Source organism: Sandaracinobacter sp. (assembly GCF_041909755.1).
In the GTDB taxonomy this organism is placed as follows: Bacteria; Pseudomonadota; Alphaproteobacteria; order Sphingomonadales; family Sphingomonadaceae; genus Sandaracinobacteroides.
The window spans coordinates 1-23,341 of sequence record NZ_JAYRCW010000039.1 but is presented as its reverse complement, the minus strand read 5'-3'; the positions used below and the strand labels follow the sequence as shown (position 1 = coordinate 23,341).

General features: G+C 67.8%; 19 protein-coding genes and 1 pseudogene. 10 read left to right on the top strand and 10 right to left on the bottom strand.

Going from position 1 to position 23,341, the window contains the following annotated elements:
* The 4 genes and pseudogenes from carB to carA form a co-directional block, all read right to left on the bottom strand.
* Positions 1–2,490, bottom strand: a 2,490-nt coding sequence (gene carB / locus ACE3O8_RS07165; RefSeq protein ID WP_374388236.1) for a carbamoyl-phosphate synthase large subunit, incomplete at its 3' end; no start/stop codon positions are given.
* Positions 2,490–2,852 (bottom strand): ribonuclease E inhibitor RraB, encoded by a 363-nt coding sequence (locus ACE3O8_RS07160; RefSeq protein WP_374388234.1) that lies wholly within the window; start codon positions 2,850–2,852, stop codon positions 2,490–2,492. The genes ACE3O8_RS07160 and carB, both read right to left, overlap by 1 nt.
* 82 nt (positions 2,853–2,934) lie before the next feature.
* A pseudogene (locus ACE3O8_RS07155) lies at positions 2,935–3,426 on the bottom strand (endonuclease domain-containing protein); the annotation flags it as partial.
* Positions 3,309–4,472, bottom strand: a complete 1,164-nt coding sequence (carA, locus tag ACE3O8_RS07150) for a glutamine-hydrolyzing carbamoyl-phosphate synthase small subunit (protein WP_374388232.1) — start codon at positions 4,470–4,472, stop codon at positions 3,309–3,311. The pseudogene ACE3O8_RS07155 and the gene carA, both read right to left, overlap by 118 nt.
* 113 nt (positions 4,473–4,585) lie before the next feature.
* On the opposite strand from carA, the gene ACE3O8_RS07145 reads away from it, so the two are divergent.
* The 5 genes from ACE3O8_RS07145 (at position 4,586) to ACE3O8_RS07125 (ending at position 10,260) form a co-directional block, all read left to right on the top strand.
* Positions 4,586–5,038: a GatB/YqeY domain-containing protein gene (locus ACE3O8_RS07145; protein WP_374388230.1), complete on the top strand. Its 453-nt coding sequence runs from the start codon at positions 4,586–4,588 to the stop codon at positions 5,036–5,038.
* A gap of 33 nt (positions 5,039–5,071) precedes the next feature.
* Positions 5,072–6,853 carry a DNA primase gene (gene dnaG / locus ACE3O8_RS07140; RefSeq protein WP_374388228.1) on the top strand — a complete coding sequence of 594 codons (1,782 nt, stop codon included), beginning with the start codon at positions 5,072–5,074 and terminating at the stop codon, positions 6,851–6,853.
* 86 nt (positions 6,854–6,939) lie between these two features.
* A complete protein-coding gene (gene rpoD, locus ACE3O8_RS07135; protein ID WP_374388226.1) occupies positions 6,940–8,946 on the top strand; it encodes an RNA polymerase sigma factor RpoD in 2,007 nt (668 codons plus the stop codon).
* Positions 8,947–9,016: 70 nt separating this feature from the next.
* On the top strand, positions 9,017–9,685 hold the full coding sequence (locus ACE3O8_RS07130) for a hypothetical protein (RefSeq protein WP_374388224.1): 669 nt from the start codon (positions 9,017–9,019) through the stop codon (positions 9,683–9,685).
* Positions 9,685–10,260, top strand: a complete 576-nt coding sequence (locus tag ACE3O8_RS07125; protein ID WP_374388222.1) for a nitroreductase — start codon at positions 9,685–9,687, stop codon at positions 10,258–10,260. Before ACE3O8_RS07130 ends, ACE3O8_RS07125 begins: the two co-directional genes overlap by 1 nt.
* A 1-nt stretch (position 10,261) precedes the next feature.
* On the opposite strand, the gene ACE3O8_RS07120 is transcribed toward ACE3O8_RS07125, so the two are convergent.
* Entirely contained in the window at positions 10,262–10,792 is a 531-nt protein-coding gene (locus tag ACE3O8_RS07120) for a hypothetical protein (RefSeq protein ID WP_374388220.1), read from the bottom strand.
* 68 nt (positions 10,793–10,860) lie between these two features.
* Between ACE3O8_RS07120 and ACE3O8_RS07115 the strand changes: the two genes are divergently transcribed.
* The 3 genes from ACE3O8_RS07115 to ACE3O8_RS07105 all read left to right on the top strand — a co-directional run bounded on the left by ACE3O8_RS07115 (position 10,861) and on the right by ACE3O8_RS07105 (position 14,279).
* Positions 10,861–11,679 carry a 3'(2'),5'-bisphosphate nucleotidase CysQ gene (locus tag ACE3O8_RS07115; RefSeq protein ID WP_374388218.1) on the top strand — a complete coding sequence of 273 codons (819 nt, stop codon included), beginning with the start codon at positions 10,861–10,863 and terminating at the stop codon, positions 11,677–11,679.
* A gap of 75 nt (positions 11,680–11,754) precedes the next feature.
* Positions 11,755–13,608, top strand: coding sequence for a TIR domain-containing protein (locus ACE3O8_RS07110; RefSeq protein WP_374388216.1), 1,854 nt, complete (start codon positions 11,755–11,757; stop codon positions 13,606–13,608).
* The gene (locus tag ACE3O8_RS07105) at positions 13,605–14,279 is read left to right on the top strand and encodes a hypothetical protein (RefSeq protein WP_374388214.1); all 675 of its coding nucleotides are present in this window, start codon (positions 13,605–13,607) and stop codon (positions 14,277–14,279) included. Before ACE3O8_RS07110 ends, ACE3O8_RS07105 begins: the two co-directional genes overlap by 4 nt.
* Positions 14,280–14,281: 2 nt before the next feature.
* Here ACE3O8_RS07105 and ACE3O8_RS07100 read toward each other — a convergent pair whose 3' ends face one another.
* Positions 14,282–16,075: an acyl-CoA dehydrogenase C-terminal domain-containing protein gene (locus ACE3O8_RS07100; RefSeq protein WP_374388212.1), complete on the bottom strand. Its 1,794-nt coding sequence runs from the start codon at positions 16,073–16,075 to the stop codon at positions 14,282–14,284.
* Between the two features lie 48 nt (positions 16,076–16,123).
* Here ACE3O8_RS07100 and ACE3O8_RS07095 point away from each other — a divergent pair, with 48 nt between their 5' ends.
* Positions 16,124–17,077, top strand: a complete 954-nt coding sequence (locus ACE3O8_RS07095; protein ID WP_374388210.1) for an L-threonylcarbamoyladenylate synthase — start codon at positions 16,124–16,126, stop codon at positions 17,075–17,077.
* Between the two features lie 3 nt (positions 17,078–17,080).
* On the opposite strand, the gene ACE3O8_RS07090 is transcribed toward ACE3O8_RS07095, so the two are convergent.
* The 4 genes from ACE3O8_RS07090 to parE all read right to left on the bottom strand — a co-directional run bounded on the left by ACE3O8_RS07090 (position 17,081) and on the right by parE (position 22,201).
* On the bottom strand, positions 17,081–17,887 hold the full coding sequence (locus ACE3O8_RS07090) for a 4-(cytidine 5'-diphospho)-2-C-methyl-D-erythritol kinase (protein WP_374388208.1): 807 nt from the start codon (positions 17,885–17,887) through the stop codon (positions 17,081–17,083).
* Positions 17,884–19,632, bottom strand: a complete 1,749-nt coding sequence (locus tag ACE3O8_RS07085; RefSeq protein WP_374388207.1) for a tetratricopeptide repeat protein — start codon at positions 19,630–19,632, stop codon at positions 17,884–17,886. The genes ACE3O8_RS07090 and ACE3O8_RS07085 overlap by 4 nt, the downstream gene beginning before the upstream one ends.
* An 83-nt stretch (positions 19,633–19,715) precedes the next feature.
* The gene (locus ACE3O8_RS07080; protein ID WP_374388205.1) at positions 19,716–20,096 is read right to left on the bottom strand and encodes a PLDc N-terminal domain-containing protein; all 381 of its coding nucleotides are present in this window, start codon (positions 20,094–20,096) and stop codon (positions 19,716–19,718) included.
* Between the two features lie 116 nt (positions 20,097–20,212).
* A complete protein-coding gene (gene parE / locus ACE3O8_RS07075; RefSeq protein WP_374388203.1) occupies positions 20,213–22,201 on the bottom strand; it encodes a DNA topoisomerase IV subunit B in 1,989 nt (662 codons plus the stop codon).
* A 269-nt stretch (positions 22,202–22,470) separates the two neighbouring features.
* Here parE and ACE3O8_RS07070 point away from each other — a divergent pair, with 269 nt between their 5' ends.
* Positions 22,471–23,223 (top strand): TorF family putative porin, encoded by a 753-nt coding sequence (locus tag ACE3O8_RS07070; protein WP_374388201.1) that lies wholly within the window; start codon positions 22,471–22,473, stop codon positions 23,221–23,223.
* Positions 23,224–23,341 lie beyond the last annotated feature (118 nt).

Below are 23,341 nucleotides of genomic sequence, written 5' to 3'. Positions count from 1 at the left end.
CCCGCGCACGCCCAGCGCCCGCGCCAGCACATCGGCCTGGCGTTCGATTTCCGCCACGATCCCGGCCGGCAGGCTGTGCGGCGGCAGCGAGCAGGCGCTGTCGCCGGAATGGACGCCCGCCTCCTCGATGTGCTGCATCACGCCGGCCACATGCACGGTTTCGCCGTCGCACAGCGCATCCACGTCCACCTCGATGGCGTCGCGCAGGTAACGGTCGATCAGCACCGGGCTCTCGCCCGACACCTTCACCGCCGTCTCGATGTAGGTTTCCAGGCTGGCGGTCGTCTCCACGATCTCCATTGCCCGGCCGCCCAGCACATAGGAGGGCCGCATCAGCACCGGGTATCCGATGCGCTCGGCCACCGCGACGGCCTCTTCCCGGCTGCGGGCAATGCCGCCGGCGGGTTGTTTCAGCCCCAGCCGGTCCACCAGCGCCGCAAACCGCTCGCGGTCCTCGGCCAGATCGATGGCGTCGGGCGAGGTGCCCAGGATCGGGATCCCGGCGGCCTCCAGCGGCCGCGCCAGCTTCAAGGGCGTCTGCCCGCCGAACTGCACGATCACGCCCATCAGAGTGCCGTTCTTCTGCTCGATATGCAGCAGTTCCAGCACGTCTTCCGCCGTCAGCGGCTCGAAATAGAGCCGGTCGGACGTGTCATAATCGGTGGAGACGGTTTCCGGGTTGCAGTTCACCATCACGGTTTCGAACCCGGCGCCGCCCTTTTCCACGGGCCCCAGCGCAAAGGCCGCGTGGCAGCAGCAGTAATCGAACTCGATCCCCTGCCCGATCCGGTTCGGTCCGCCGCCCAGGATCACCACCTTGGTGCGGTCGGAAGGTTCCGCCTCGCATTCGGTGCCGCCATAGGTGGAATACATATACGGCGTCAGCGCCTCGAACTCGGCGCCGCAGGTGTCGATCCGCTTCATCACCGGGCGCACGCCCAGCTTGTGCCGCTTGGCGCGGACATTCACCTCCGGAATGTCGGCCAGCGTCGCCAGCCGGGCATCGGAAAAGCCCATCGCCTTCAGCGCGCGGAAGCCCTGCGCGTCGGCCGGCAGCCCATGCTCCTTCACGCGGGCCTCGGCCTCGATGATCTCGGCCAGCCGCGCCACGAACCAGGGGTCATAATGCGAAACCCGGCTCACTTCGCTCGGCACGATCCCCACCCGCAGTGCATGCGCTGCGATCAGCAGACGGTCCGGCACGCGCTTGCCCAGCGCAGCCAGGATCTCTCCCTTCGAGGCGTGGGCGAAGCCATCCGGTTCGTCCAGCCCGGTCAGGCCGGTTTCCAGCCCGCGCAGCGCCTTCTGCAGCGATTCATGGATGTTGCGGCCGATGGCCATCACTTCGCCGACAGACTTCATGGAGGTCCCCAGCGTGCTGTCGGCCCCCTTGAACTTCTCGAAGGCGAAGCGCGGGATCTTCGTCACCACATAGTCGATGGTGGGTTCAAAGCTCGCGGGCGTCACGCCAGTGATGTCGTTGCGGATCTCGTCCAGCGTATAGCCCACCGCCAGCAGCGCCGCGACCTTGGCGATCGGGAAACCGGTTGCCTTCGAAGCCAGCGCAGACGACCGGCTGACCCGCGGGTTCATCTCGATCACGACCAGCCGGCCGTCTTCCGGGTTCACGGCGAACTGCACGTTCGATCCGCCGGTTTCCACGCCGATCTCGCGCAGCACCGCAATGCTGGCGTTGCGCATGATCTGATATTCCTTGTCCGTCAGCGTCAGCGCCGGCGCGACGGTGATGGAATCGCCTGTATGCGTGCCCATCGGGTCGATATTCTCGATGGAGCAGATGATGATGGCATTGTCCGCCGTGTCGCGGACCACCTCCATCTCATATTCCTTCCAGCCCAGCACCGATTCCTCGATCAGCACCTCGGTCGTGGGCGAGGCGTCCAGCCCGCCCAGCACGATGCGGATGAATTCCTCGCGGTTATAGGCAATGCCGCCGCCGGTGCCGCCCATGGTGAAACTGGGGCGGATGATGGCCGGCAGGCCCACATGCTCCAGCTCGCGCAGCGCCTCTTCCAGCGTATGCGCCACACCGGAACGGGGCGATTCCAGCCCGATCTTGTCCATCGCGTCGCGGAATTTCAGCCGGTCCTCGGCCTTTTCGATGGCGTTGGCGTCGGCCCCGATCAGCTTCACGCCCAGCCGGTCCAGCGTGCCGTCCTTCGCCAGCGCCAGCGCGGTGTTCAGCGCCGTCTGCCCGCCCATCGTCGGCAGCACCGCGTCGGGCCGCTCCTTCTCGATGATCCGCGCCACGATGTCCGGCGTGATCGGCTCGATATAGGTCGCGTCCGCCAGTTCGGGGTCGGTCATGATGGTGGCGGGGTTGGAATTGACGAGGATGACGCGATAGCCCTCCCCCTTCAGCGCCTTCACCGCCTGGGTGCCGGAATAATCGAACTCGCACGCCTGGCCGATGATGATCGGCCCCGCGCCGATGACGAGGATGGATTGGATGTCGGTCCGCTTGGGCATCAGCTCGCTTTTCCGGTTTGTGCTTCGCAACCCCAGCCGTCGAACTCGACGCCATGGGTGATCTCGATTTCCAGCGCACGCTTCACCAGCGCCGCCATCACCTCGGGTTCCACCGTGCTTTCCACGATGAAGTCGGCAGCGATGTCGCCATCCTCATATTCGCCGAACTCGATGAACTCGAAGCCCAGCGCCTCCGACGCCTCCACCAGCGCCTCGATGGCTTCCTGCGAACCCTTGAAGTGCAGATCGATCGGCCGGGTGAGCGAGGCGATATCCCCATTCTCCGCCAGCGCCTTCAGCACGTCGGCATCCGCCGCAATCTCGACGGCGAGCTTGTCGGGGTCGATTTGTGGGTGTGACATGTCTCTCTCCTTCTCCCGCGCCGCGCTGGGGGGGTGAGGGGGGGGTAGGGGGGAGCGCCCTCGCCGCCTCAGCAACGGTCAACGCGACAGCAACCGGCTCCGCCAGCACCTGCTCGTTGGAAAACCGGATGACGGTCCAGCCAAGTGCTTCCAGCCGTGCCGTTCGAACCGCATCGGCCTCTGCCGCCATATCGTGCGACCAGCCATCCACCTCAACCGCAAGCTTGCGCGAACGCTCGGCGAAATCGAGAATGTAACCGGAAACCGGCACCTGCCGGACGAACTTCAGCCCGTCCGTGCGGCCAGCGCGCAGATAACGCCAGAGCGCGGTCTCTGCCGGGGTCTGTGCCGCGCGCATCTGTTTCGCCAACGGCCTGAGCGTGGCGGCGGCGGCACGGTCGCCCCCTCTCCCCGGCCCTCTCCCCCGGGTGGGGGAGGGAGAAGGTTGCGGGTTCGTCACTTCAACCCCTCCACAAACCGCCGGAACAGATAATAGCTGTCCTGCGGCCCCGGAGACGCCTCCGGGTGGTGTTGCACGCTGAAGGCCATCTGGTCCGTCAGCTCCAGCCCGCATAACGTCTGGTCGAACAGGCTGATGTGGGTCGCCCGCGCATTGGCGGGCAGCGTCTCTGCGTCCACGGTGAAGCCGTGGTTCATGGAGGTGATCTCCACCTTCCCGTCCGACAATTGCTTCACCGGATGGTTCGCGCCGCGATGGCCCTGGTGCATCTTCGCCGTCTTCGCGCCGATGGCGATCCCCAGCAGCTGGTGGCCCAGGCAGATGCCGAACAGCGGCTTTTTCGTCGCCAGCCACTTCCGGATGGTGGGCACCGCATACAGGCCCGTCGCCGCCGGATCGCCCGGGCCGTTCGAAAGGAACAGCCCATCGGGGTTCAGCGCCATGATCTCTTCAAACGTCGCGGTCGCGGGCACCACCGTCACCCGGGCCCCGGCATCCACCAGCTGGCGCAGGATCGCGCGCTTGATGCCAAAATCCACCGCCACCACATGCGGGGCCTCGGCCGGCAGATTGCCCGGCTGATAGCCTTCGCCCAGCGTCCAGGGGCCTTCATCCCACGTCCAGGTCTGGGTGGAGGACACGTCCTTCGCCAGATCCAGGCCTTCCAGCCCGCTCCAGCCAGCAGCCTTCGCCACCAGCGCGTCGATGTCGAACACACCATCCCTGCGGTGCGCGATCACCGCATTGGGCGCGCCCAGCTTCCGGATGCGGCGGGTGATGGCGCGCGTGTCCACGCCCGTCACCCCGATCCGGCCCCAGTCCGCCAGCCACTGGTCGAACGGCTTGTCGGCCCGAAAGCTGGACGGCGCGGTGATCGGCTCGGCCATCACGCAGCCCAGCGCATGGGGGTTGATCGCCTCCACGTCCTCGGCGTTGGCGCCCACATTGCCGATGTGCGGGAAGGTGAAGGTGATGATCTGCCCGGCATAGCTGGGGTCGGTCATCACTTCCTGATAACCCGTCATCGCGGTGTTGAAGCACAGTTCGCCGACAGCATCGCCTTCGGCCCCCGCGCCATGGCCCCAGAACAGGGTTCCATCGGCAAGAGCTACGACTCCGGTCGCGCCGGACGGTTGGCGCGCGGAAGGGTCGTCGGCCATCGGCAGATCCTCGAGATACAGGTTTCGGGCTAAGGCGCCGCGATAGGGGGCGACGCGCTGTTGGTCAATGCCGCGCCTGCGCTTATGTGGGCCTTCAAGGAGACATGAGAGCTATGATCCGCGACGAACTCAAGACAGGCCTTGTCGATTCCATGAAGGCGAAGGACAGCACGCGCGTGGCGGCCATCCGGCTGATCCAGGCGGCGATCAAGAACCGCGATATCGAAGCCCGCACCGGCGGCGCGCCGGCCGACGACGATGTGCTGGTGATGGAAGTGCTGGGCAAGATGGCCAAGCAGCGCCGCGAATCGATCGAGATGTTCGAAAAGGGCAACCGCCCCGAACTCGCCGCCGCTGAACAGGCCGAGCTGGCGGTGATCGAAAGCTTCCTGCCGAAACAGATGTCGGAGGATGAGGCGAAGGCCGCCATCGCCGCGCTGGTGACCGAGGCCGGCGCGACATCCGTGAAGGACATGGGCGCGGTGATGGCGCTGGTGAAGGCGAGGCTTCAGGGCCAGATCGACATGTCGAAGGCGTCCGGCATGGTGAAGGCTGCGCTGTCCTGAGATGAGACTGTCCTGACATGAGGCTGTCCTGACATGAGTCTGCCGCCCGACTTTCTCGACGATCTCCGCGCCCGCACAGGGTTGGCGGCGGTCGTCGGCCGTCGCGTGAAGCTGACGCGCGCGGGCCGCGAACTGAAGGGTTGCTGCCCCTTCCACAATGAAAAGACGCCCAGCTTTTACGTGAATGAAGACAAGGGCTTCTATCACTGCTTCGGCTGCGGCGCGCACGGAGACGCCATCCGCTTCGTGATGGAGCAGGATGGCCTGCCCTTCATGGATGCGGTGAAGGCGCTGGCCGCGGAAGCCGGGCTGACAGTGCCCGAGATGCGGCGGGACGACCCGGAGGCGCAGAAGCGCGCCGGCCTCTACGAGGTGATGGAAGCCGCCGGGGACTGGTATCGGGCGCAGCTGCAGGCCGTGGGCGGCGCCGATGCCCGTGCCTATCTCGATCGCCGGCAGGTCCGGGCGCCGCTCGTCGCCCAGTTCGGCCTGGGGTTCGCGCCCGATTCGCGCGATGCGCTTTCAAAGGCCCTGAAGGCAAAATTCGAAACGCTGGAACCGGCGCAACTGGCCGAAGCCGGCCTCACGGGAGAGGCGGAGGGCCGCCGCTATGACCGGTTCCGCGGCCGGCTGATGTTCCCGATCCACGATCCGCGCGGCAAGCCCGTGGGGTTCGGCGGCCGCATCCTGGGCGATGGCGAACCCAAATATCTGAACTCGCCCGAAGGCCCGATCTTCCACAAGGGCCGCCTTCTCTACAACTTCCACCGCGCCGCGCCCGCCGCGCGCAAGTCCGGCCGGCTGCTGGTGGTGGAAGGCTATATGGATGTGGTGGGGCTGGCGGGCGCCGGCCTGATGGAGGCCGTGGCCCCGCTCGGCACTGCCCTCACCGAAGAGCAGATGCAGCTGGCCTGGAAGCTGGTGCCGGAACCGGTGCTGGCCTTTGATGGTGATGGCGCGGGGATGCGCGCGGCCTCGCGCGCGGCCACCCGCGCGCTCCCGCTCATCGGGCCGGGCCGCTCGCTGCGCTTCGTGGCGTTGCCGAAGGGGCAGGATCCAGACGATCTCGCCCGCACAGGCGGCAAGGCGGCGGTCGAAGCCCTGCTCGCAACCGCCATTCCGCTGGAACGCTTCCTGTTCGAGCGCGAGGCAGAGGCCGCCCCGCTCGACACGCCGGAACGCCGCGCCGATTTCCGCCAAAGGCTGAAGGCGCTGGCGAACGAGATTGCGGATCAGGACGTGCGTCGCGATTATCTCCGCACATGGCTGGATCGCGCGGACGCCCTGCTGCGCCCCGCGCGGCCCGATCGCGCTGGTGTGGCCCCTCGCAACTTCGAACGGCGCCGCGGCATGGGCGGGCCGCCCCCAATTCCGCCTGCGCGCCCGGAAACCCGCGCGGCCGCCGCCGGCCGGCAGGAACAGACCTGCGCCATGCTGCTGAAGACGCTCAGCCTCAATCCTGCCCTTGTCGATGATCTGGTGGAGCCGCTTGCGGAACTGGCGCTGGAAACGCCCAGCCTGATGCTCGCGCGCGACCGGCTGATCGTCCATCAACCGCCCGGGGAGTTGCTTGCAGGACACGGTGCGCTCTTCGGCGGCATCAAATCGCCGGATCAGTTGCGGGCCAAGGTGGCAAGCGCCCTTGCGTCCGTCACCGAGTCGCACCACATACAGCTTTCAGCAGACGAGCCTCGCAACCTTGAAACCGAAGAAGCCTTCGCAGACGCGTTTCTTCAGCAGAAGCAACGCCACGAACAACGGCTGAAGGCGCAGGAACGGCTTCGCCGGCTTGCGATAGAAAGCGGCGGGGGTTGAGGCTCGGTTGGAACAGATGATCCGCGTGGAAGGCGATACGGCTTTCCGCGCCCAAGTTGGTTAGAACGGGCACGGTTAGGACGGGCATGGCGAAAGCTCCTTTCGACGGCGAAGCGACGGAAAAGACGGAAGCCGATGGCGCCCCCGTCATCGACCTCAACGAAGCGACCCTGAAGCGCCTGATCGCGAAGGCCAAGAAGCGCGGCTGGATCACCTACGACGAGCTGAACTCGGCCCTGCCGCAAGACCAGATGTCGTCCGAGCAGATCGAGGACGTGATGTCGGCCCTGTCCGACATGGGCATCAACATCGTCGAGAACGAGGATGCCGCCGAAGAAGCCGAGGCGGAAGAGGAAGAGACGGTCGAGGAAGTGGAGGTCGACGCCATCGGCCCCGCACCGGTCGTTGCCGCGCCCAAGGAAAAGCTGGACCGCACCGACGATCCCGTCCGCATGTACCTGCGCGAGATGGGCGCGGTAGAACTGCTCTCGCGCGAGGGCGAGATCGCCATCGCCAAGCGGATCGAAGCCGGCCGCGACACCATGATCGCCGGCCTGTGCGAAAGCCCGATGACGTTCGCCGCCATCATCGAATGGTCCAAGGCGCTCACCGAAGGCCGCATGCAGCTGCGCGAGATCCTCGATCTGGAAGCCATGCTCGCCAAGCCCACCACGGAAGAGGGCGAGGAAGCCGGCGAAGGCGACATGCCCGTCCAGTTCAAGGACGAATCCGAGGAGGAAGAGGAAGCCCCCGCCCAGCCCGACGAAGAGGACGAGCTGACGGAGCGCCGCGCGCCGCGTCCTCAGGAAGAGGATGAGGACGAGGGCGGCATGAGCCTCGCCGCCATGGAAGAGACGCTGAAGCCGCAGGCGCTGGAAACCTTCGCCGCGATCGAGGCCAACTATGCCAAGTTCCACAAGCTGCAGCAGGTCCGCATGCAGGCGGTCGCGGCTGCCGTGGAATTCCCCAAGGCCGAGGAAAAGAAGTATCAGAAGCTCCGGCTGGAACTGACCCACCAGATCGCGGCGGTGCAGTTCACCAACGCCAAGATCGAGTTCCTTGTCGAACATCTCTACAGCTTCAACCGTCGGCTGATGACGCTGGGCGGCCAGATGCTGAAGCTGGCGGACCGCCACAAGATCAACCGCAAGGACTTCCTCGACAGCTATCTGGGCCGCGAGCTCGACGAAGGCTGGCTGCCCGCCAACGCCGGCCGCGACAAGAAATGGACCGCCTTTGCCGAGAACGAGGCGCGCGACGTGGATCGCATCCGCCGCGAACTCTCGGAAATCGCGCATGAAACCGGCGTGGACCTGTCGGAATATCGCCGCATCGTGAACATGGTGCAGAAGGGCGAGCGCGAGGCCCGCATCGCCAAGAAGGAAATGGTGGAGGCGAATCTCAGGCTCGTCATCTCCATCGCCAAGAAATACACCAACCGCGGCCTGCAGTTCCTGGATCTCATTCAGGAAGGCAACATCGGCCTGATGAAGGCGGTGGACAAGTTCGAGTATCGGCGCGGCTACAAGTTCAGCACCTACGCCACCTGGTGGATCCGGCAGGCCATCACCCGCTCCATCGCGGATCAGGCCCGCACCATCCGCATCCCTGTGCACATGATCGAAACGATCAACAAGCTGGTGCGCGCCTCCCGCCAGTATCTGCACGAAACCGGCCGCGAAGCGACGCCGGAGGAACTGGCCGAGCGGCTCTCCATGCCGCTCGACAAGGTCAGGAAGGTGCTGAAGATCGCCAAGGAGCCGATCAGCCTCGAAACCCCCATCGGGGACGAGGAGGACAGCCATCTGGGCGACTTCATCGAGGACAAGAACGCCGTCATCCCCGTGGATGCCGCGATCCATTCCAACCTGAAGGAAACCGTCACCCGCGTTCTCGCCAGCCTGACGCCGCGGGAAGAACGGGTGCTGCGCATGCGCTTCGGAATCGGCATGAACACCGATCACACGCTGGAGGAAGTGGGCCAGCAATTCTCCGTCACGCGGGAGCGCATCCGGCAGATCGAGGCGAAGGCTCTCAGGAAGCTGAAGCACCCCTCGCGCTCCCGCAAGATGCGCAGCTTCCTCGACAGCTGAGGCCGTTCATCGGCCGGACAGCCCATGTCCGGCCAAAGCTTCCCTTTGCCCCTGCCCGCGAAAGGCCTCCATGCGCGCTGTTCTTCCCGCCGTCGCTGTCCTCGCTTTGTCCTCGCCGCTCGCCGCGTCGGCCGATCCGCTGCTGCAACGGCTGCTGGCCGAATCGGCAAAAGCGCCCGTCGTGGCCTTCGAACGGACGACAAAGGCAGAGATCCGGGCCGACCCCGGCAAGGAACCCGCGCTTGTCGTGGACCGTTTCACGCCGAAGTCGGCCGACAGCGGCAGCTGGACAGTCGTCAGCATCGACGGCCGCAAGCCCGCACCGCAAGAGCTGGAGGCCCATGCGAAGGGCAATGGCACGCCGCCCGGGTTCCACAACCTGCACAGGCTGCTGAGCCAGACGCCGACCAGCCGCCGCGAAGCCGGCGGCAAGACGATCTATTTCTGGAAGAGCCTGCCCAAGGGCGCCGTCGTCACGCCCGGCGGCGACATCTCCGGCCACCTGTCCGCCGAAGCCACGCTCGACGGCACGGCGCTGGATGAAGTGCGCATCTTCGCGGGCGAACCCTTCCGGGTGAAGATCGTCGCAAGCATCAACCGGTTCAACATCACCAGCCACTATAAAACGGGCGCGAACGCCCTGCCCTTCCTGACCGCGCAGGTCGTCGACACCGACGTCACCGCGCCGATGGGGATGGGCGGCAAGCGCCGGTCGGTCGCCAGCTTCAAGCCGCTCTGATGGCCGGATTCAACGACCGCACCAGCACCCTCTCGCTGCTGCTCACGCGCCGGTCCGCCAAGGCGCGCGATCTCGTCAGCCCCGGGCCGACCGACAGCGAACTGGGCCAGATCCTGGCCGCCGCCGCCCGCGTGCCGGACCATGGCAAGCTGGCGCCATGGGCGTTCGTGATCATCGAGGACCGCGCCGCCTTCGCAGATCTTCTCCAGCGTCTCTACCGGGCCGAAAAGCCGGATGCCGGGCGGCTGGAGCTCGACGCCATGACCAGCTTCGCCACGCAGGCCCCTGTCCTCGTCGCGCTGGTTTCAAAGCCTGTCGAAGGCCATATCCCCTTGTGGGAACAACAGCTATCCGCAGGCGCGGCGGCCCAGAACCTCCTCGTCGCCACCCATGCCATGGGCTATGTCGGCAACTGGCTGACGGCGGCTCCCGCATTCCTGCCCGGCATTGCAGAGGCGCTGGGCCATCCCGGCGGGCGGATTGCGGGCTTCTTCTTCCTGGGCACGCCCAAGGCCGCGCTCGAGGAACGGCCCCGGCCGGACATGGCCGGCATCGTCAGCCGCTGGCCCGGCTGACTTACCGCATCCGGATCACCTGCACGGATCGCTTGGACCCCTCGACGACCAGCCGATAACTGCCCATCGCGCCCCGCTTCACCATGACGGCAGCGCCCACCTTCGCGCCCGGAATGCTGAAGCCGTCCGCCTGCCGCCACATCTGCCCGTTGTCCAGGATGAAGACCGGCTTGCCGCTGGCGTCGCGCAGGATCTCGCTGATCGAAGAGCTGACCTCGCGGATCTCCTCGGCGCTGTCCGCCTGCTTCCCGAAACTGTCGCGGCGCGCGGCTTCGGCTTCGGCTGCGGCGGCGGCAGCCGCAGCAGCGGCGGCGGCGGCGGCGGCCTGCTTCGCCTTGGCGGATTCCGCCTCGCGCGCATCGCTCACCCGCCGCGCATCCGCCGACAGGGCCTTCACCACCCCGTCATAGCAGGCCAGGCGCTTCGCATCGTCCACTTCGGCCGAACAGGCGACCATCCTGTCCTGAACCTGGGCCTGTGCCGGGCCCGCCCCCAGCAGCCCGGCTCCAAGCATCGCAAACACTATTCGCATCGACAGATGTCCTCCCGCATGGCACCCACCATAAGCCTCCCCACCCAGCCGACAAGGGCATCCGACCGATGACTAGCCTGTCCGACACGCTCGCCCACGCCGAACTGCTCGAAGTGCTGGCGCCGGCCATGCGCGAAGGCGGCGCGCTGATCGAGGCGATCAAGGCGCGCGGGATCGTCCACCGCGACAAGGCAGACAGCTCCCCCGTGACCGAGGCAGACGAAGCAGCCGAAGCCCTGCTGGAAGCCGCGATCCGCCACATGGAACCGGGCGCCGTCATTGTCGGAGAGGAAGCGGTGGCCGCCGGCACCATCCCCGATGCCACCGCGCGCTTCTGGCTGATCGACCCGCTGGACGGCACGAAGGATTTCGTCGGCGGCGGCGCCGACTATTCGGTGAACATCGGCCTGATCGAGGATGGCGAACCCACGCTGGGGCTGGTGCTTCACCCGCCGACGGGCACCCTCTGGACCGGCTCTGTCGGCCTCGGGGCCTGGAAGGAAGCCCCGGATCAGCCGCGCCACCCGATCCGCACCCGCGCAAAGCCGCACAACAGTCCCCGGATCGTCACCAGTCGCTCGCATCTCGACGAACAGACGAAGGCCTGGGCAGCCGCCTGCCCCGGCGCAGATACGCACCCGTCCGGCTCCAGCCTGAAATTCTGCCTGCTCGCGGAAGGCGCGGCCGATGCCTATCCGCGCTTCGGCCCCACAAGCGAATGGGACACGGCCGCCGCCGACGCGATCCTCAGGGCTGCGGGCGGCCTCACCTGGGGGGAGGACGGCGCCGCGCTCGGCTATGGCAAACCGCGCTATCTGAACGGCAGCTTCCTGGCGCTCGCCGACCCGGCTGCCAGGGCAAGCTATCCGGCCTTCGGCAAGGGCTGAGCGCGGCCCGAAACGCGGCAAAATTGTCCGAAGGACCGTCTTGTGGCATGATGCCCGCCGACTTGGGGGGTGCACATGCTGGACCCGGGGCAACAGTCGACGGCGCGCTACAGCGCCTTCATCAGCTATAGCCGGCAAGACATTCGTCTGGCGCGGTGGCTCCAGTCCGCGCTCGAATCCTATCGCATGCCCAGGCGGCTGGTCGGCACGCCGACACCGCACGGCCCCGTCCCCGGCCGGTTCCGGCCCGTCTTCCTCGACCAGTCTGACCTGACGGCCGCCCCCGATCTTCTCGACGAACTGTCCCATTCGCTGGCCGACAGCGGACACCTCATCGTGCTGTGCACGCCGCAGGCGGCCCGGTCTGACTGGGTGGATCAGGAGATCCGGCTGATGCAGGCGCTGGGGCGCGGCGCCGACATCCTCGCCGCGCTGTTCGAAGGCGACGAACATGAATCCTTCCCGCCCGCGCTCGTCGGCCCGGGCGGAAGCAGGCAGCCCCTCGCCGCGGATTTTCGCAAATCGGGCGATGGACGGCGGCTGGCGTTGCTGAAGCTGGTCGCCGCCATGTCCGGCATCGGCCTTGGCGAGCTGGTGCATCGCGAGGAAAGCCGCAGGGCGCGGCGGCTGATCACGGTCGTGGCCGCCTCCGTCGCCGGAATGGCAGCCTTCGGGGGCCTCAGCCTCTATGCGATGCAGGCCCGCGAACAGGCAGAGGCGGAACGGCGGAAATCCGAAGCGATGGTGAATTCGCTCGTCACCGACCTGCGCGGCGCGGTGAAGCCCGCCGGCAACCTCGCCATGCTGGACAAGGTGAACGAGGCGGCCGTCGCCTATTTCCGGGGGCAGTCGCTGCAGAACATGCCCGATGCCGCGCTGGCGGCGCGGGCGCGCCTGCTGATGGCGATGGGCGAGGACGAGGCGACACGCGGCGACCTCTCGACGGCGCGCAGCCATTTCGAGGAAGCCGCCCGAACGACAGCCGCCCGGCTGGCCGCGGGCCCACGCGATCCGCAACGGATCTTCGATCATGCGCAGGCAGAATATTGGCTGGGCCATTATGCCTGGAGCAGCGGGAACCCGGCCGATGCGCGCCGGGCCTGGAACCAGTATGCACGGCTCGCAGATCAGCTCGTCACGATGCAGCCCACAAGGCCAGACTGGCGGCTGGAGGCCGGCTATGCCCAGAGCAACCTGGGCATCCTGGACCTGCGCCAGGATCTGGACGTGGCCGCTGCGGGCCAGCGGTTCCGGTCCGCCATCCGGCATTACCGCGACGCCCTCGCGCTCGCCCCGGATGACCCGATCGCCATGGCGGATCTGGCGGACGGGCTTGCCTGGCTGGCAGACAGCCAGCGCGTCGGCGGGCAGCTGGCGGAAGCCCGCGGCACGCGATCCGAACAGGCCCGGATGCTGCGGCAGGCCGCCAGCCGCCACCCCGGCGACATCGGGTTCCGAATCGGCCTTGTCGGCAACGAGATCGCCAATGGCCGGATCGCGGACGCCGCCGGCGACCCGCAGCGCGCAAGCGCCCATTTCCGCACCGCACGAGAGGCCGCGGCCCGCGCCGCAGCAGACGATCCGCAAAGCGCGGTGCTGGCCGCCACGCTCCGCATGGCCCAGCTGTGGGAAACGCGGTCGCGGCTGATCGCCGGAAACCGGCAGGCGGCGGCAGGGCTCGCCTGCGCCAGCCCCGACATCGCCGACCCGTTCGCCGAGCCGGAGGACTGGTGCCGTCTGGTTCAGACGCGGGCCGCCCTGTTGCGTGGCGACAGGGCCGCTGCCCGGTCGCTCGCAGCCGCCGTCTCGGAGGCCCGGCAGACACCCGGCGCCCCCCGTCTCTCGGCCCGCTTCGGGCTCGACTATGCCGCTGAAATCAAGGGCCTCGAACAGCAGGCCGGCGGCCAGCAGGAAAGGACCGGCAGATGAGCGCGGATGAAATCGACGGCAAGTCCCTGAACCTCCCCGAACTCGAACAGGCTGGCTGGAGCTGGGCCGGTTCGGTCTGGAAACGGCCGCGCTGGCTCAAGGCCGCGCTGGCGGCGGGGCAGTCCTTCTCCTCGACCCTTCGAGGCCTGTCCCTCCTCCCCATCCATGAGAATCCCGACATCGGGGATTATGCGCCGATGGGCGCGGTGATCTTCGCCATCGACGCCCTCGACGCCCACCGGATTTCGCGCCAGATCCACTTTCACGCCCCCAACAAGCCCGCCAAAGAGATCAAGGAACCGCCGCATGCGCCCGGCTCCATGAAAACCCGGTGGGACATGAACCTGAAGCCGCTGTTCGACAGCAGCGGCGGCAAGCAGCGGGTGCTGGTGCGATTCGAACTGCACCATCAGGATCTGCGCTTCCTGTGGCTCAGCGATTTCCCGCTGACGGTGAAAACGCCCGAAGGCCAGCTGCTGATCTGCAATCCCCGCTACGACACGGATGCCGGGCGCTGGATCAGCGTGCAGTTCCTCTACGAGCCCGGAAATCCCGATTTCGAGCAGGTCGCCGAATTCAACCTGGCCCTGATCGTCGATGACAGAGACGACCCAAGCTATTGCCTCCCGCTCATCATCGATCCACGCTGGGGCAACGTCGGCGCCGCCTGAGCCTAGGCGGAAAGCCCGTCCTCGGGGATGGCATAGAGCAGGTCGGCACCGCGCGTGACCGGCCCCAGCAGGGCCGGGGCGGCGGGCAGCAGCTGTTCTGCAAAGAAGCGGGCGGTCGCGATCTTCGCCTTCAGGAAGGCCGGGTCGCCCTCGCCCGCTTCCAGCCTGCGGTGCGCCTCCGCCGCCTGCCGGGCCAGCAATGTTCCCCCGATCGTCAGCCCGAACATCCGCAGATAGGGCGTCGCCCCGGCGGCGGTGTCGCCCATCCGCTCGCCCTCGTTTCCGCCGATCCAGACAGACGCTGTCTGCAACGCCTCGATCGCATCTTCCAGATAGGGCACCAGCTGCCCCAGTTCGCCGCTCCGCGGCAGCCCGGCGACGAACTGCCGTTCCCGTTGCAGCAGGCTGCGCCAGTGCCGCCCGCCGTCCATCGGCAGCTTGCGGCCCACCAGATCCAGCGCCTGGATGCCGTTCGTGCCCTCATAGATGGGGGCGATCCGCGAATCCCGATAATGCTGGGCGGCCCCCGTTTCCTCCACGAAGCCCATTCCGCCGAACACCTGCAGCGCCAGGCTGGACATCTCCACCCCGATGTCGGTGGAAAAGGCCTTCGTCACGGGCGTCAGCAGGTCGGCAAGGCCCTGCGCCTCCGCCTTGCGGGCGGCATCCGCCTCGGCATGCGCCCGGTCGACAGAGGCCGCGTTCAGATAGGCAATGGCACGCGCCGCCTGGGTATAGGCCCGGATGGTCATCAGCATCCGCCTGACATCGGCATGCTCGATGATCCGCACAGGCTCCCGCGCGGGGCTGCCGAACTTCGCGGATTGCACCCGCTCCCGCGCGAACGCCAGCGCATGCTGGCCGGCGCGCTCCACAATGGCGATTCCCTCCAGTCCCACGTTGATGCGCGCATGGTTCATCATCGTGAACATGGCGCGCATGCCGGCGTTCTCGCCGCCCACCAGGAAGCCGACACAGGCATCCCCGTCACCGAACGCCATGGTGCAGGTGGGGCTGGCGTGGATGCCCAGCTTGTGTTCGGTCGAAACCGCCCGCACGTCGTTCCGCGCCCCAAGCGAGCCATCGGGGTTCACCAGGAACTTGGGAACGATGAACAGGGAAATCCCCCGGGTGCCCGCCGGCGCATCGGGCGTGCGCGCCAGAACCAGATGGATGATGTTGTCCGTGAGGTCATGCTCGCCCCAGGTGATGAAGATCTTCTGGCCCTTGATGCGCCAGCTACCGTCGGCAGCCGGGGTCGCGGTCGCCCGCAAAGCGCCCACGTCGGATCCGGCCTGCGGCTCCGTCAGGTTCATCGTGCCCGTCCAGCGGCCTTCCACCAGCGGCTTCAGATACAGCGCCTGCTGCTCAGCGCTGGCATGGGCCTGAAGCGCCTCGATCGCGCCCAGCGTCAGCATCGGGCACAGGGAAAAGGCCATGTTTGCGCTGGTGATCTGTTCCTGCACGGCAGACGCCAGCACGAAGGGCAGGCCCTGTCCGCCATGCGCAGGATCGGCGCCCAGCCCGATCCAGCCGCCCTCGGCATAGGCGTCATAGGCTGCGCGGAAGCCCGGCGGGGTGGCGACCACGCCATCCACCGCCTTCGATCCCTGCTCGTCCCCCGGCGCGTTCAGCGGGGCGAACAGCCCGGCGGCCAGCTTTCCCGCTTCCGTCAGCACGGCGTCCACCAGATCCGGCGTCGCCGCCTCGAACCCGGGCAGCGCCTGAAGCTCATCCATGCGGGCAATCGTCTCCAGCACGAAGCGCTGCTCGGCGATGGGGGGCGTATAGGTCATGGCTCAGGCACCTGTGTTTCGGGTCGGGCCACGGCTATAGCGGCAGGGATGAAGGAATCCACTGCCCTGTCGACACAGGTTCACCCCGCGGATGCACAGGGGATCGAACTGGCCGTCTCCCTGCTGGCGCGGGGCGCCATCGTCGCCATCCCGACAGAAACCGTCTACGGGCTCGCGGCAGACGCCGAGGACGCGGACGCCGTCGCCCGGATCTATGCCGCCAAGGGGCGGCCCAGCTTCAACCCGCTCATCATCCATGTGGCCGACAGGGTGATGGCCGAACGCTATGCCCGTTTCGATGCGCTGGCAGACAGGCTGGCGGCCCGTTTCTGGCCCGGCCCCCTCACGCTGGTGCTGCCGCTGGCCGAAGGTGCGCCGGCCGCCGGCCTCGTCACGGCGGGCCTGCCCACCATCGCGATCCGGGTTCCCGCCCATCCGGCGATGCAGGGCGTGATTCGCGGGCTGGGGCGCGGCGTGGCCGCCCCGTCGGCCAATGCCTCGGGCCGGATGTCGCCCACGCGGGCGTCGCATGTGCTGCACAGCCTTTCCGGCCGGGTGCCGCTGGTTCTGGATGCCGGTCCGACGACGGCGGGGCTGGAAAGCAGCATCGTCGCCATCGGCAACGGCGAAGCCCGGCTGCTGAGGCAGGGGGCCATCCCCGTCGAGGCGATCGAGGCTGCGCTCGGCAGGCCGCTTCCGGTCGCCGCCGATGCCGAACCGGTCGCCGCGCCCGGCATGCTGCTCAGCCACTATGCGCCGCAGCTGCCCATCCGCCTGAACGCGGCCACCGCCACGGATCAGGAATTCCACATCGGCTTCGGTCCTGTCGCGGGCGATGAAAGCCTTTCCGCCTCTGGCGATCTGGCAGAGGCCGCCGCCCGCCTCTTCGATCTGCTGCACCGGGCAGACGCCAGCGGGCGCGCCGGGATCGCCGTCGCCCCGGTTCCCGCCCACGGCCTCGGTGCCGCCATCAACGACCGCCTGAAACGCGCCGCTGCCTGAGGGCTACAGAAGGTCCGTCGCCGTCGCCCACCAGCCGGCCGGCGGCGTAACGCGGGGCGCCGGGCCGTCGAACAGGGCAAAGCAGGTCGCGCCAGAGCCGGACATGCGCGCCAGCGTCGCCCCCGGCAGCCCGGCCAGCCAGGCCAGCACGTCCGCGATCACCGGCTGAAGTGCGATGGCGGGCGCTTCCAGGTCGTTCCGCGCCAGCCGCCAGTCCGCCGCCAGCGGCCCGCGATCCACCCCGTCCCAGGCCCTGAACACCGGCCCTGTCGGCACCGCGACGCGGGGGTTCACCAGCAGAACGCCCATCCCGGTCAACGGCGGCGCATCCGCCAGTTCCTCGCCCACACCAACGCCACGCGCAGTCCGGCTGCGTACGCAGGCCGGCACATCGGCCCCCAGTCCGGCGCCGATCCGTTCCAGCGCCGCATCAGCCAGCGGCTGGCCGGCCAGCCGGTTCAGCAGCCGAAGGGCGGCGGCGGCATCCGCGCTTCCCCCGCCAAGGCCGGCCGCGACCGGGATATGCTTCTCCAGCCGGAACGCGAACCGCCGGCCTCCGGCCGCCGCCTCAAAGGCCCGGGCCGCGCGAAGCACCAGATTGTCGTCCAGCGGGCCGGCCGCATCCGCCAGCGGCCCGTTCATGTCCAGCCGCCAGTCCGGCGCCTCCACGGCTTCCAGCCGGTCCCCGAAGCGGGTGAAGGCGAACAGGGTTTCCAGCTCGTGATAGCCGTCTGCCCGGCGGCGGCGCACATGCAGGGCCAGGTTGATCTTGGCGGGCGCCGGTTCCGCGCCCCGAAGCAGGCCCGTCATTTCCCGGCGAGCGCGACGTCCAGGCCGAAATCCATCTTGTGCGCCAGCGCAGCCGACAGTTTCGGTTCCGGCGACAGCGCCGCAGCGCTCGCCCAGGCATGGCGCGCCTCGATCCGCCGCCCGGATTTCCACAGGGCATCCCCCAGATGATCGGCGATGGTCGGGTCGCCGGGCTCGGACGCCCGCGCCTTTTCCAGCAGCCGGACCGCCTCGGCATAATTGCCGCTCACATATTCGGCCCAGCCCATGCTGTCGGTGATGGCCCCGCTTTCGGGGGCGGCCTTGAAGGCGCGCTCGATAAGGCCCCGCGCCTCCGCGACATTCTGGCCGCGATCCAGCAGCGAATAACCCAGATAGTTCAGCATCAGCGGGTTTTCGGGCTGCGCCTCCACCGCCCGGCGCAGGTCGGGCTCCGCCGCCTTCCAGTTGCCGGCGACTTCATTGGCGGTGCCGCGCATGAACCACAGCTGGGCATGGATCGGCCCCGTCTCGGGCGGCAGCATGTCCAGCGCGCGGCCATAGGCAACGGCCGCATCCGCGGTGCGCCCGGCACGCCGCTCGATGTCCGCCAGCCGCGACCAGTCCTCTGGCCCGGCATCCGGCCGGGTCGCCAGCCGGGTCGCGATGGCGCGCGCGTCGTCATGCCGCTCCTCGGCCGACAGGATCGTCGCCCGCCGCACATCGGCCAGCACGCTCCACGGCTCTGTCTGCGGGGCGTTGTTCAGCGCGGCCAGCGCCAGATCCAGCTTCCCGGCCCGCGCCAGCGTATCGGCGACAACGAACCAGCCATCGGGCAGCGACGGGTCCGCCAGCGTCGCCATCCGTGCAAAGCTGATCGCCGGCGCCAACGCCCGTTCCCGCGCCAGGTCGGTCGCCACGCGCAGCAGCATCAGCGCCAGCGCCTCCTCCACCCGGCCCGGCACGCCGCCAAGCTTGCGGCCATCCATCTTCGGATCGGCGGACAGGCGCTGCCGGGCATTCACAAGCACGGGGTCCCGATCAGGCCCACCGCCCAGAATCGTGATGGCGCGTGCGCGATAGGCCGGATCGGTCTTCGCGGCTTCCAGCGCTGCGGCGGCCGCCGCGATCCGCAACCGCGCGACATTCGCCCCTTCCGCGTTCACGATCGCCGCATAGCCGTCCGCCGCTTCGGCCCAGCGCTTCGAAAGCGCCAGCAGATGCGCCTTGTGTTCCGCGATGTAGGACGCAGAGATCCCGCGTTCGGATTGCCCCTCCAGCAGGGCGATCGCCGCATTGGCATCTCCCCTGCCTGCCAGCCCATAGGCTTCGACAAGCGTACCCAGAAGCTGGTTCGACGTCACCTGTCGGCCGGGCGCGTTGAAGGCCAGCCGCGCCGCCTCATAGGCGCGCCAGTCCCGCGCGGCGGTCGCCCCCGCCAGCCGGGTCAGCGCCACCAGGCTGTCGCCCACCGCCATCTGCGGCTCGGATTGCGGCGGAAGGGCGATCGCGTTCGCCAGCCGAAGCGCGGATTTCATGTCGCCCGACAGCATCGCCACATCCAGCGCACGCCGCGTCAGCATGTCGTCGGGGGCGGCCTGCAGGGCGCGTTCGAACCGCTGCGCGGCAACCGCCAGATCATCGTCCGCAAGCGCCAGACGCCCCTGGACATAGGCCTGGGTCGCCTCATCGGTTGTGGCCAGAACCGGAGAGGTCCGGGCGTCGGCGCCGGCCGACAGGGCAGCGGGCAGCAGCAGGATCAGCAAGCGGTGGGTCGGGAACGGCAACAGGCTCTCCTTCCCGGCGGAGTATAGGCAGCGCGCAGCCGGGCGTCGATGGCTGTGCGCCATCAACGCCCGGCCGGATGCGGTCAGCCGATCAGCTTGGCGCGAAGCTTCGAATGCTCCTCGGCGGTGATCGAGCCGGAAGCCTTCAGTTCGTCCAGCTTCTTCAGCTCTTCGGCCGGGGAAAAGCCGACGAATTCGCGCAGATCCTTCTGCGCCTGCTTCACATGGGCGGCCTGCCGTTCGCCCATGCCGCGCCCCTGCGTCAGGATATAGGCAAAGACGCCCAGATAGGGCAGCACGATCAGGAAGATGATCCAGAGCACCTTGCCGAACCCGCCGATGTCATGGCGGCGGAACAGGTCCCCGATCACCGAGAACAGCAGCCAGAGCCACAGCACGAAGATGAACACCACGAAGGTGAACATCGCGAAGTTGAAGATGCTGGAGAAGATATTGGCAAGCATGGAAATTCCCCCAAGTCAGGCGCCCTAGGCAGGCGCTGCAAGCAATGGCGCAGCAGGCGGTGAATGTCACGCGCTTCCGTGCGGCGAATGGCCGCCCGGCCGCAGCCGACGCAATCTCAGACGTCGATGTCCTCCACCTCCACCGTCGCGGCATGGGCCTGGATGAAGTTGAACCGGTGCTCCGGCACGCGCCCCATCAGCCGGTCCACAAGGTCCCGCACCTGATGCCTGTCCTGATGGCTTTCCGGCAGCGTCACGCGGATCAGCGTCCGCCGCGCCGGATCCATCGTGGTTTCGCGCAGCTGGCCGGGCGCCATTTCCCCCAGCCCCTTGAAGCGCCCCACTTCCACCTTGCGGCCCTTGAACTTCGTGCCCAGCAGATAGTCCCGCTCCACATCGTCGCGCGCATAGATGCTCTCGGCCCCGGCCGTGATGCGATAGAGCGGCGGCTGCGCCAGATAGAGCCGCCCGGCCGCGACAAGGCCCGGCATCTCCTGGAAGAAGAAGGTCATCAGCAGGGTCGCGATATGGGCGCCATCCACATCGGCGTCCGTCATGATGACGACGCGGTCATAGCGCAGCTGGTCATCGCGATACCGGTCCCGCGTGCCGCAGCCCAGCGCCAGCGCCAGGTCCGCGACTTCCTGGTTGGCCCCGATCTTGGCCGCCGCCGCCGATGCGACGTTCAGGATCTTGCCGCGGATGGGCAGGATGGCCTGCGTCCGCCGGTCGCGCGCCTGTTTCGCAGAACCGCCCGCCGAATCCCCTTCCACGATGAACAATTCGGTGCCGTCGCGCCCGTTTGCGGAACAGTCCGTCAGCTTGCCCGGCAGCCGCAGCTTGCGCGCGTTGGTCGCCGTCTTGCGCTTCTCCTCGCGCTCGGCCCGCCGCGCCAGCCGCTCGTCCATGCGGTCGATCGCGAATTGCAGCAGCGCCCGGCCGCGCTCCTGGTCCTCGGCCAGCCAATGGTCGAAATGGTCCTTCACCGCCGTCTCGACCAGCCGCTGCGCCTCGACAGACGACAGCCGATCCTTCGTCTGCGACTGGAACTGGGGCTGCGGAATGAACAGCGACAGCAGGATGCGGGTGCCGACAAGCGCGTCATCGGCCGTCAGGTCCGCCGCCTTGCGATTGTTGATGAGGGCGGCAAAGCCCTTCAGCCCCTTGATGATCGCGGCGCGGAAGCCCGCCTCATGGGTGCCGCCCTGCGGCGTGGGAATGGTGTTGCAATACCAGCTGTGGGCGCCCTCCGCCGCGACGGTCCAGTGCATCGCCCATTCCACCCGGCCCTGCTGGCCGCCGAACTCGTGCGTGCCGGTGAACGGCTGGTTGGTCACGGTCGCTTCGCCGGCGATATCCTCGGCCAGATGGTCTGCGAGGCCGCCGGGGAAGATGAACACCTGCGCCTCGGGCACTTTCTCGCTCGCCAGTTCGGGCGCACAGCGCCAGCGAATCTCGACTCCGCCGAACAGATAGGCCTTGGATCGCGCCAGCCGGTACAGCCGGTCGGGGGAAAAACGCACGCCGGCCCCGAAGATCTGCGGATCCGGCCGGAACGAAACGGTCGTCCCGCGCCGATTCAGCGTCTGCCCCATATTCTCGACCGGCCCCAGCGCCGCCCCGCGCGAATAGCGCTGCCGCCACAGCGTCCGGTTGCGGGCAACTTCCACCGTCAGCTCTTCGGCCAGCGCGTTCACCACCGAAATGCCCACGCCGTGCAGCCCGCCCGATGTGGAATAGGCCCCGGCCGTGAACTTCCCGCCGGAATGCAGCATGGTCAGAATCACTTCCAGCGCCGACTTGTCCGGAAAGCGCGGATGCGGATCAACGGGGATGCCCCGGCCGTTGTCGGCGATCGTCAGCGTGCCGTCCGCCGCCAGCTCCACCTCGATCCGGCTGGCGTGCTCCGCCACCGCCTCGTCCATTGCATTGTCGAGAATCTCGGCCGCCAGATGGTGCAGTGCATTGGAATCGGTGCCGCCGATATACATGCCCGGCCGGCGGCGGACAGGTTCCAGCCCCTCCAGAACCTCGATTGCGGAAGCGTCATAGCCACCATTGCCCTGGGCGGCGCCGGGCGCTGCGCCGGCGAAGAGATCGGTCATGCCTGCCTCATAGCGGCAGCTTCGGCGCAAGGAAACGGGCCTCGGCAGCAACTTGTCACTGTTGCAGCGCAGCCACATTGCGTGACCGACTTGCGCTGCAACCGCACAAACGGCGCTTTCCAAACTTGTGCGCCGCACAATATTTGTTCACCCTCAGGCTGCAAAACCGGTGGGATATCGCCCGCCCAACAAGCCTCAACAACGATGCCTGAAGCGAGTGCATCGACAATCAGACCCGGCGCAAACGCCCGGGCTACCAGGAGCGAAAAATGAAAGCAGTTTCGTCCATCAGCAGCCGGGCCGTCCTGGCTGGCGCCCTGATGATCGCCGGTCTGTCGGCGTCCACCGCAGCCGTCGCGCAGGAAGAAGAAAAGGCGCTGTCCGTCAGCGGCACCGCCGCCTTCGTGACCGACTATCGCTTCCGCGGCATCAGCTATTCGGATCTCGATCCGGCGGTGCAGGCCGGCATCACCCTCACCACCGCGCCCGGCCTGTTCTTCAGCGCCTGGGGCTCCTCCATCGCCGACTTCAACGGCGCCACCGTTGAGATGGACTGGACGGCCGGCTGGAGCGGCGACATCGCCGGTGTCAGCACCAGCGCTGGCGTCATCTATTACAGCTATCCGGGCGGCTCCAACACCGATGTCGTGGAACTGTTCGGCACCGTCGGCGTTCCGCTGGGGCCGGTCACGGCCACCTTCGGTCTGAACTGGGCGCCCGACCAGAAGAATCTGGCGACGTCCAGCCGCTACGCCTTCGGCCAGCTGACGGCCGCCATCCCCAACACCCCCGTCACGCTGAAGGCCGTTCTCGGCAACGAGCGCGGCGCCCTCGTGGTCGACGATTCCGGCACCAAGACCCACAAGTGGGACTGGCAGATCGGCGCCGACCTCACCTGGGAAGCGCTGACCGTCGGCGTCTCCTATGTCGGCAACAACCTGACCAACAACACCTTCCCGGGCGGCCGTTTCAACCGCAACGCCCAGGAAACGATCGTGTTCTCGGTGACGGCCGCCTTCTGAGGCACGGCCCGAACGAAAACGCCCGAATGAAGAAGGGGGCGGAGCCACTGCGGCTCCGCCCCCTTTTTTCTGCCCGGTTTCGGTACCGGCCTGATCGCAGGCCCGCTCGGGGCGGCGC

Coding starts and splice junctions, on each gene's coding strand:
- ACE3O8_RS07090 (WP_374388208.1), bottom strand. CDS start 17,887: ATGACGGGCCTGCTTCGGGGCGCGGAACCGGCGCCCGCCAAGATCAAC.
- ACE3O8_RS07100 (WP_374388212.1), bottom strand. CDS start 16,075: ATGACCTATACGCCCCCCATCGCCGAGCAGCGCTTCGTGCTGGAGACG.
- ACE3O8_RS07095 (WP_374388210.1), top strand. CDS start 16,124: ATGAAGGAATCCACTGCCCTGTCGACACAGGTTCACCCCGCGGATGCA.
- ACE3O8_RS07125 (WP_374388222.1), top strand. CDS start 9,685: ATGGCCGGATTCAACGACCGCACCAGCACCCTCTCGCTGCTGCTCACG.
- ACE3O8_RS07130 (WP_374388224.1), top strand. CDS start 9,017: ATGCGCGCTGTTCTTCCCGCCGTCGCTGTCCTCGCTTTGTCCTCGCCG.
- ACE3O8_RS07160 (WP_374388234.1), bottom strand. CDS start 2,852: ATGTCACACCCACAAATCGACCCCGACAAGCTCGCCGTCGAGATTGCG.
- parE (WP_374388203.1), bottom strand. CDS start 22,201: ATGACCGATCTCTTCGCCGGCGCAGCGCCCGGCGCCGCCCAGGGCAAT.
- ACE3O8_RS07070 (WP_374388201.1), top strand. CDS start 22,471: ATGAAAGCAGTTTCGTCCATCAGCAGCCGGGCCGTCCTGGCTGGCGCC.
- dnaG (WP_374388228.1), top strand. CDS start 5,072: ATGAGTCTGCCGCCCGACTTTCTCGACGATCTCCGCGCCCGCACAGGG.
- ACE3O8_RS07115 (WP_374388218.1), top strand. CDS start 10,861: ATGACTAGCCTGTCCGACACGCTCGCCCACGCCGAACTGCTCGAAGTG.
- ACE3O8_RS07120 (WP_374388220.1), bottom strand. CDS start 10,792: ATGCGAATAGTGTTTGCGATGCTTGGAGCCGGGCTGCTGGGGGCGGGC.
- ACE3O8_RS07080 (WP_374388205.1), bottom strand. CDS start 20,096: ATGCTTGCCAATATCTTCTCCAGCATCTTCAACTTCGCGATGTTCACC.
- ACE3O8_RS07105 (WP_374388214.1), top strand. CDS start 13,605: ATGAGCGCGGATGAAATCGACGGCAAGTCCCTGAACCTCCCCGAACTC.
- ACE3O8_RS07145 (WP_374388230.1), top strand. CDS start 4,586: ATGATCCGCGACGAACTCAAGACAGGCCTTGTCGATTCCATGAAGGCG.
- ACE3O8_RS07110 (WP_374388216.1), top strand. CDS start 11,755: ATGCTGGACCCGGGGCAACAGTCGACGGCGCGCTACAGCGCCTTCATC.
- rpoD (WP_374388226.1), top strand. CDS start 6,940: ATGGCGAAAGCTCCTTTCGACGGCGAAGCGACGGAAAAGACGGAAGCC.
- carA (WP_374388232.1), bottom strand. CDS start 4,472: ATGGCCGACGACCCTTCCGCGCGCCAACCGTCCGGCGCGACCGGAGTC.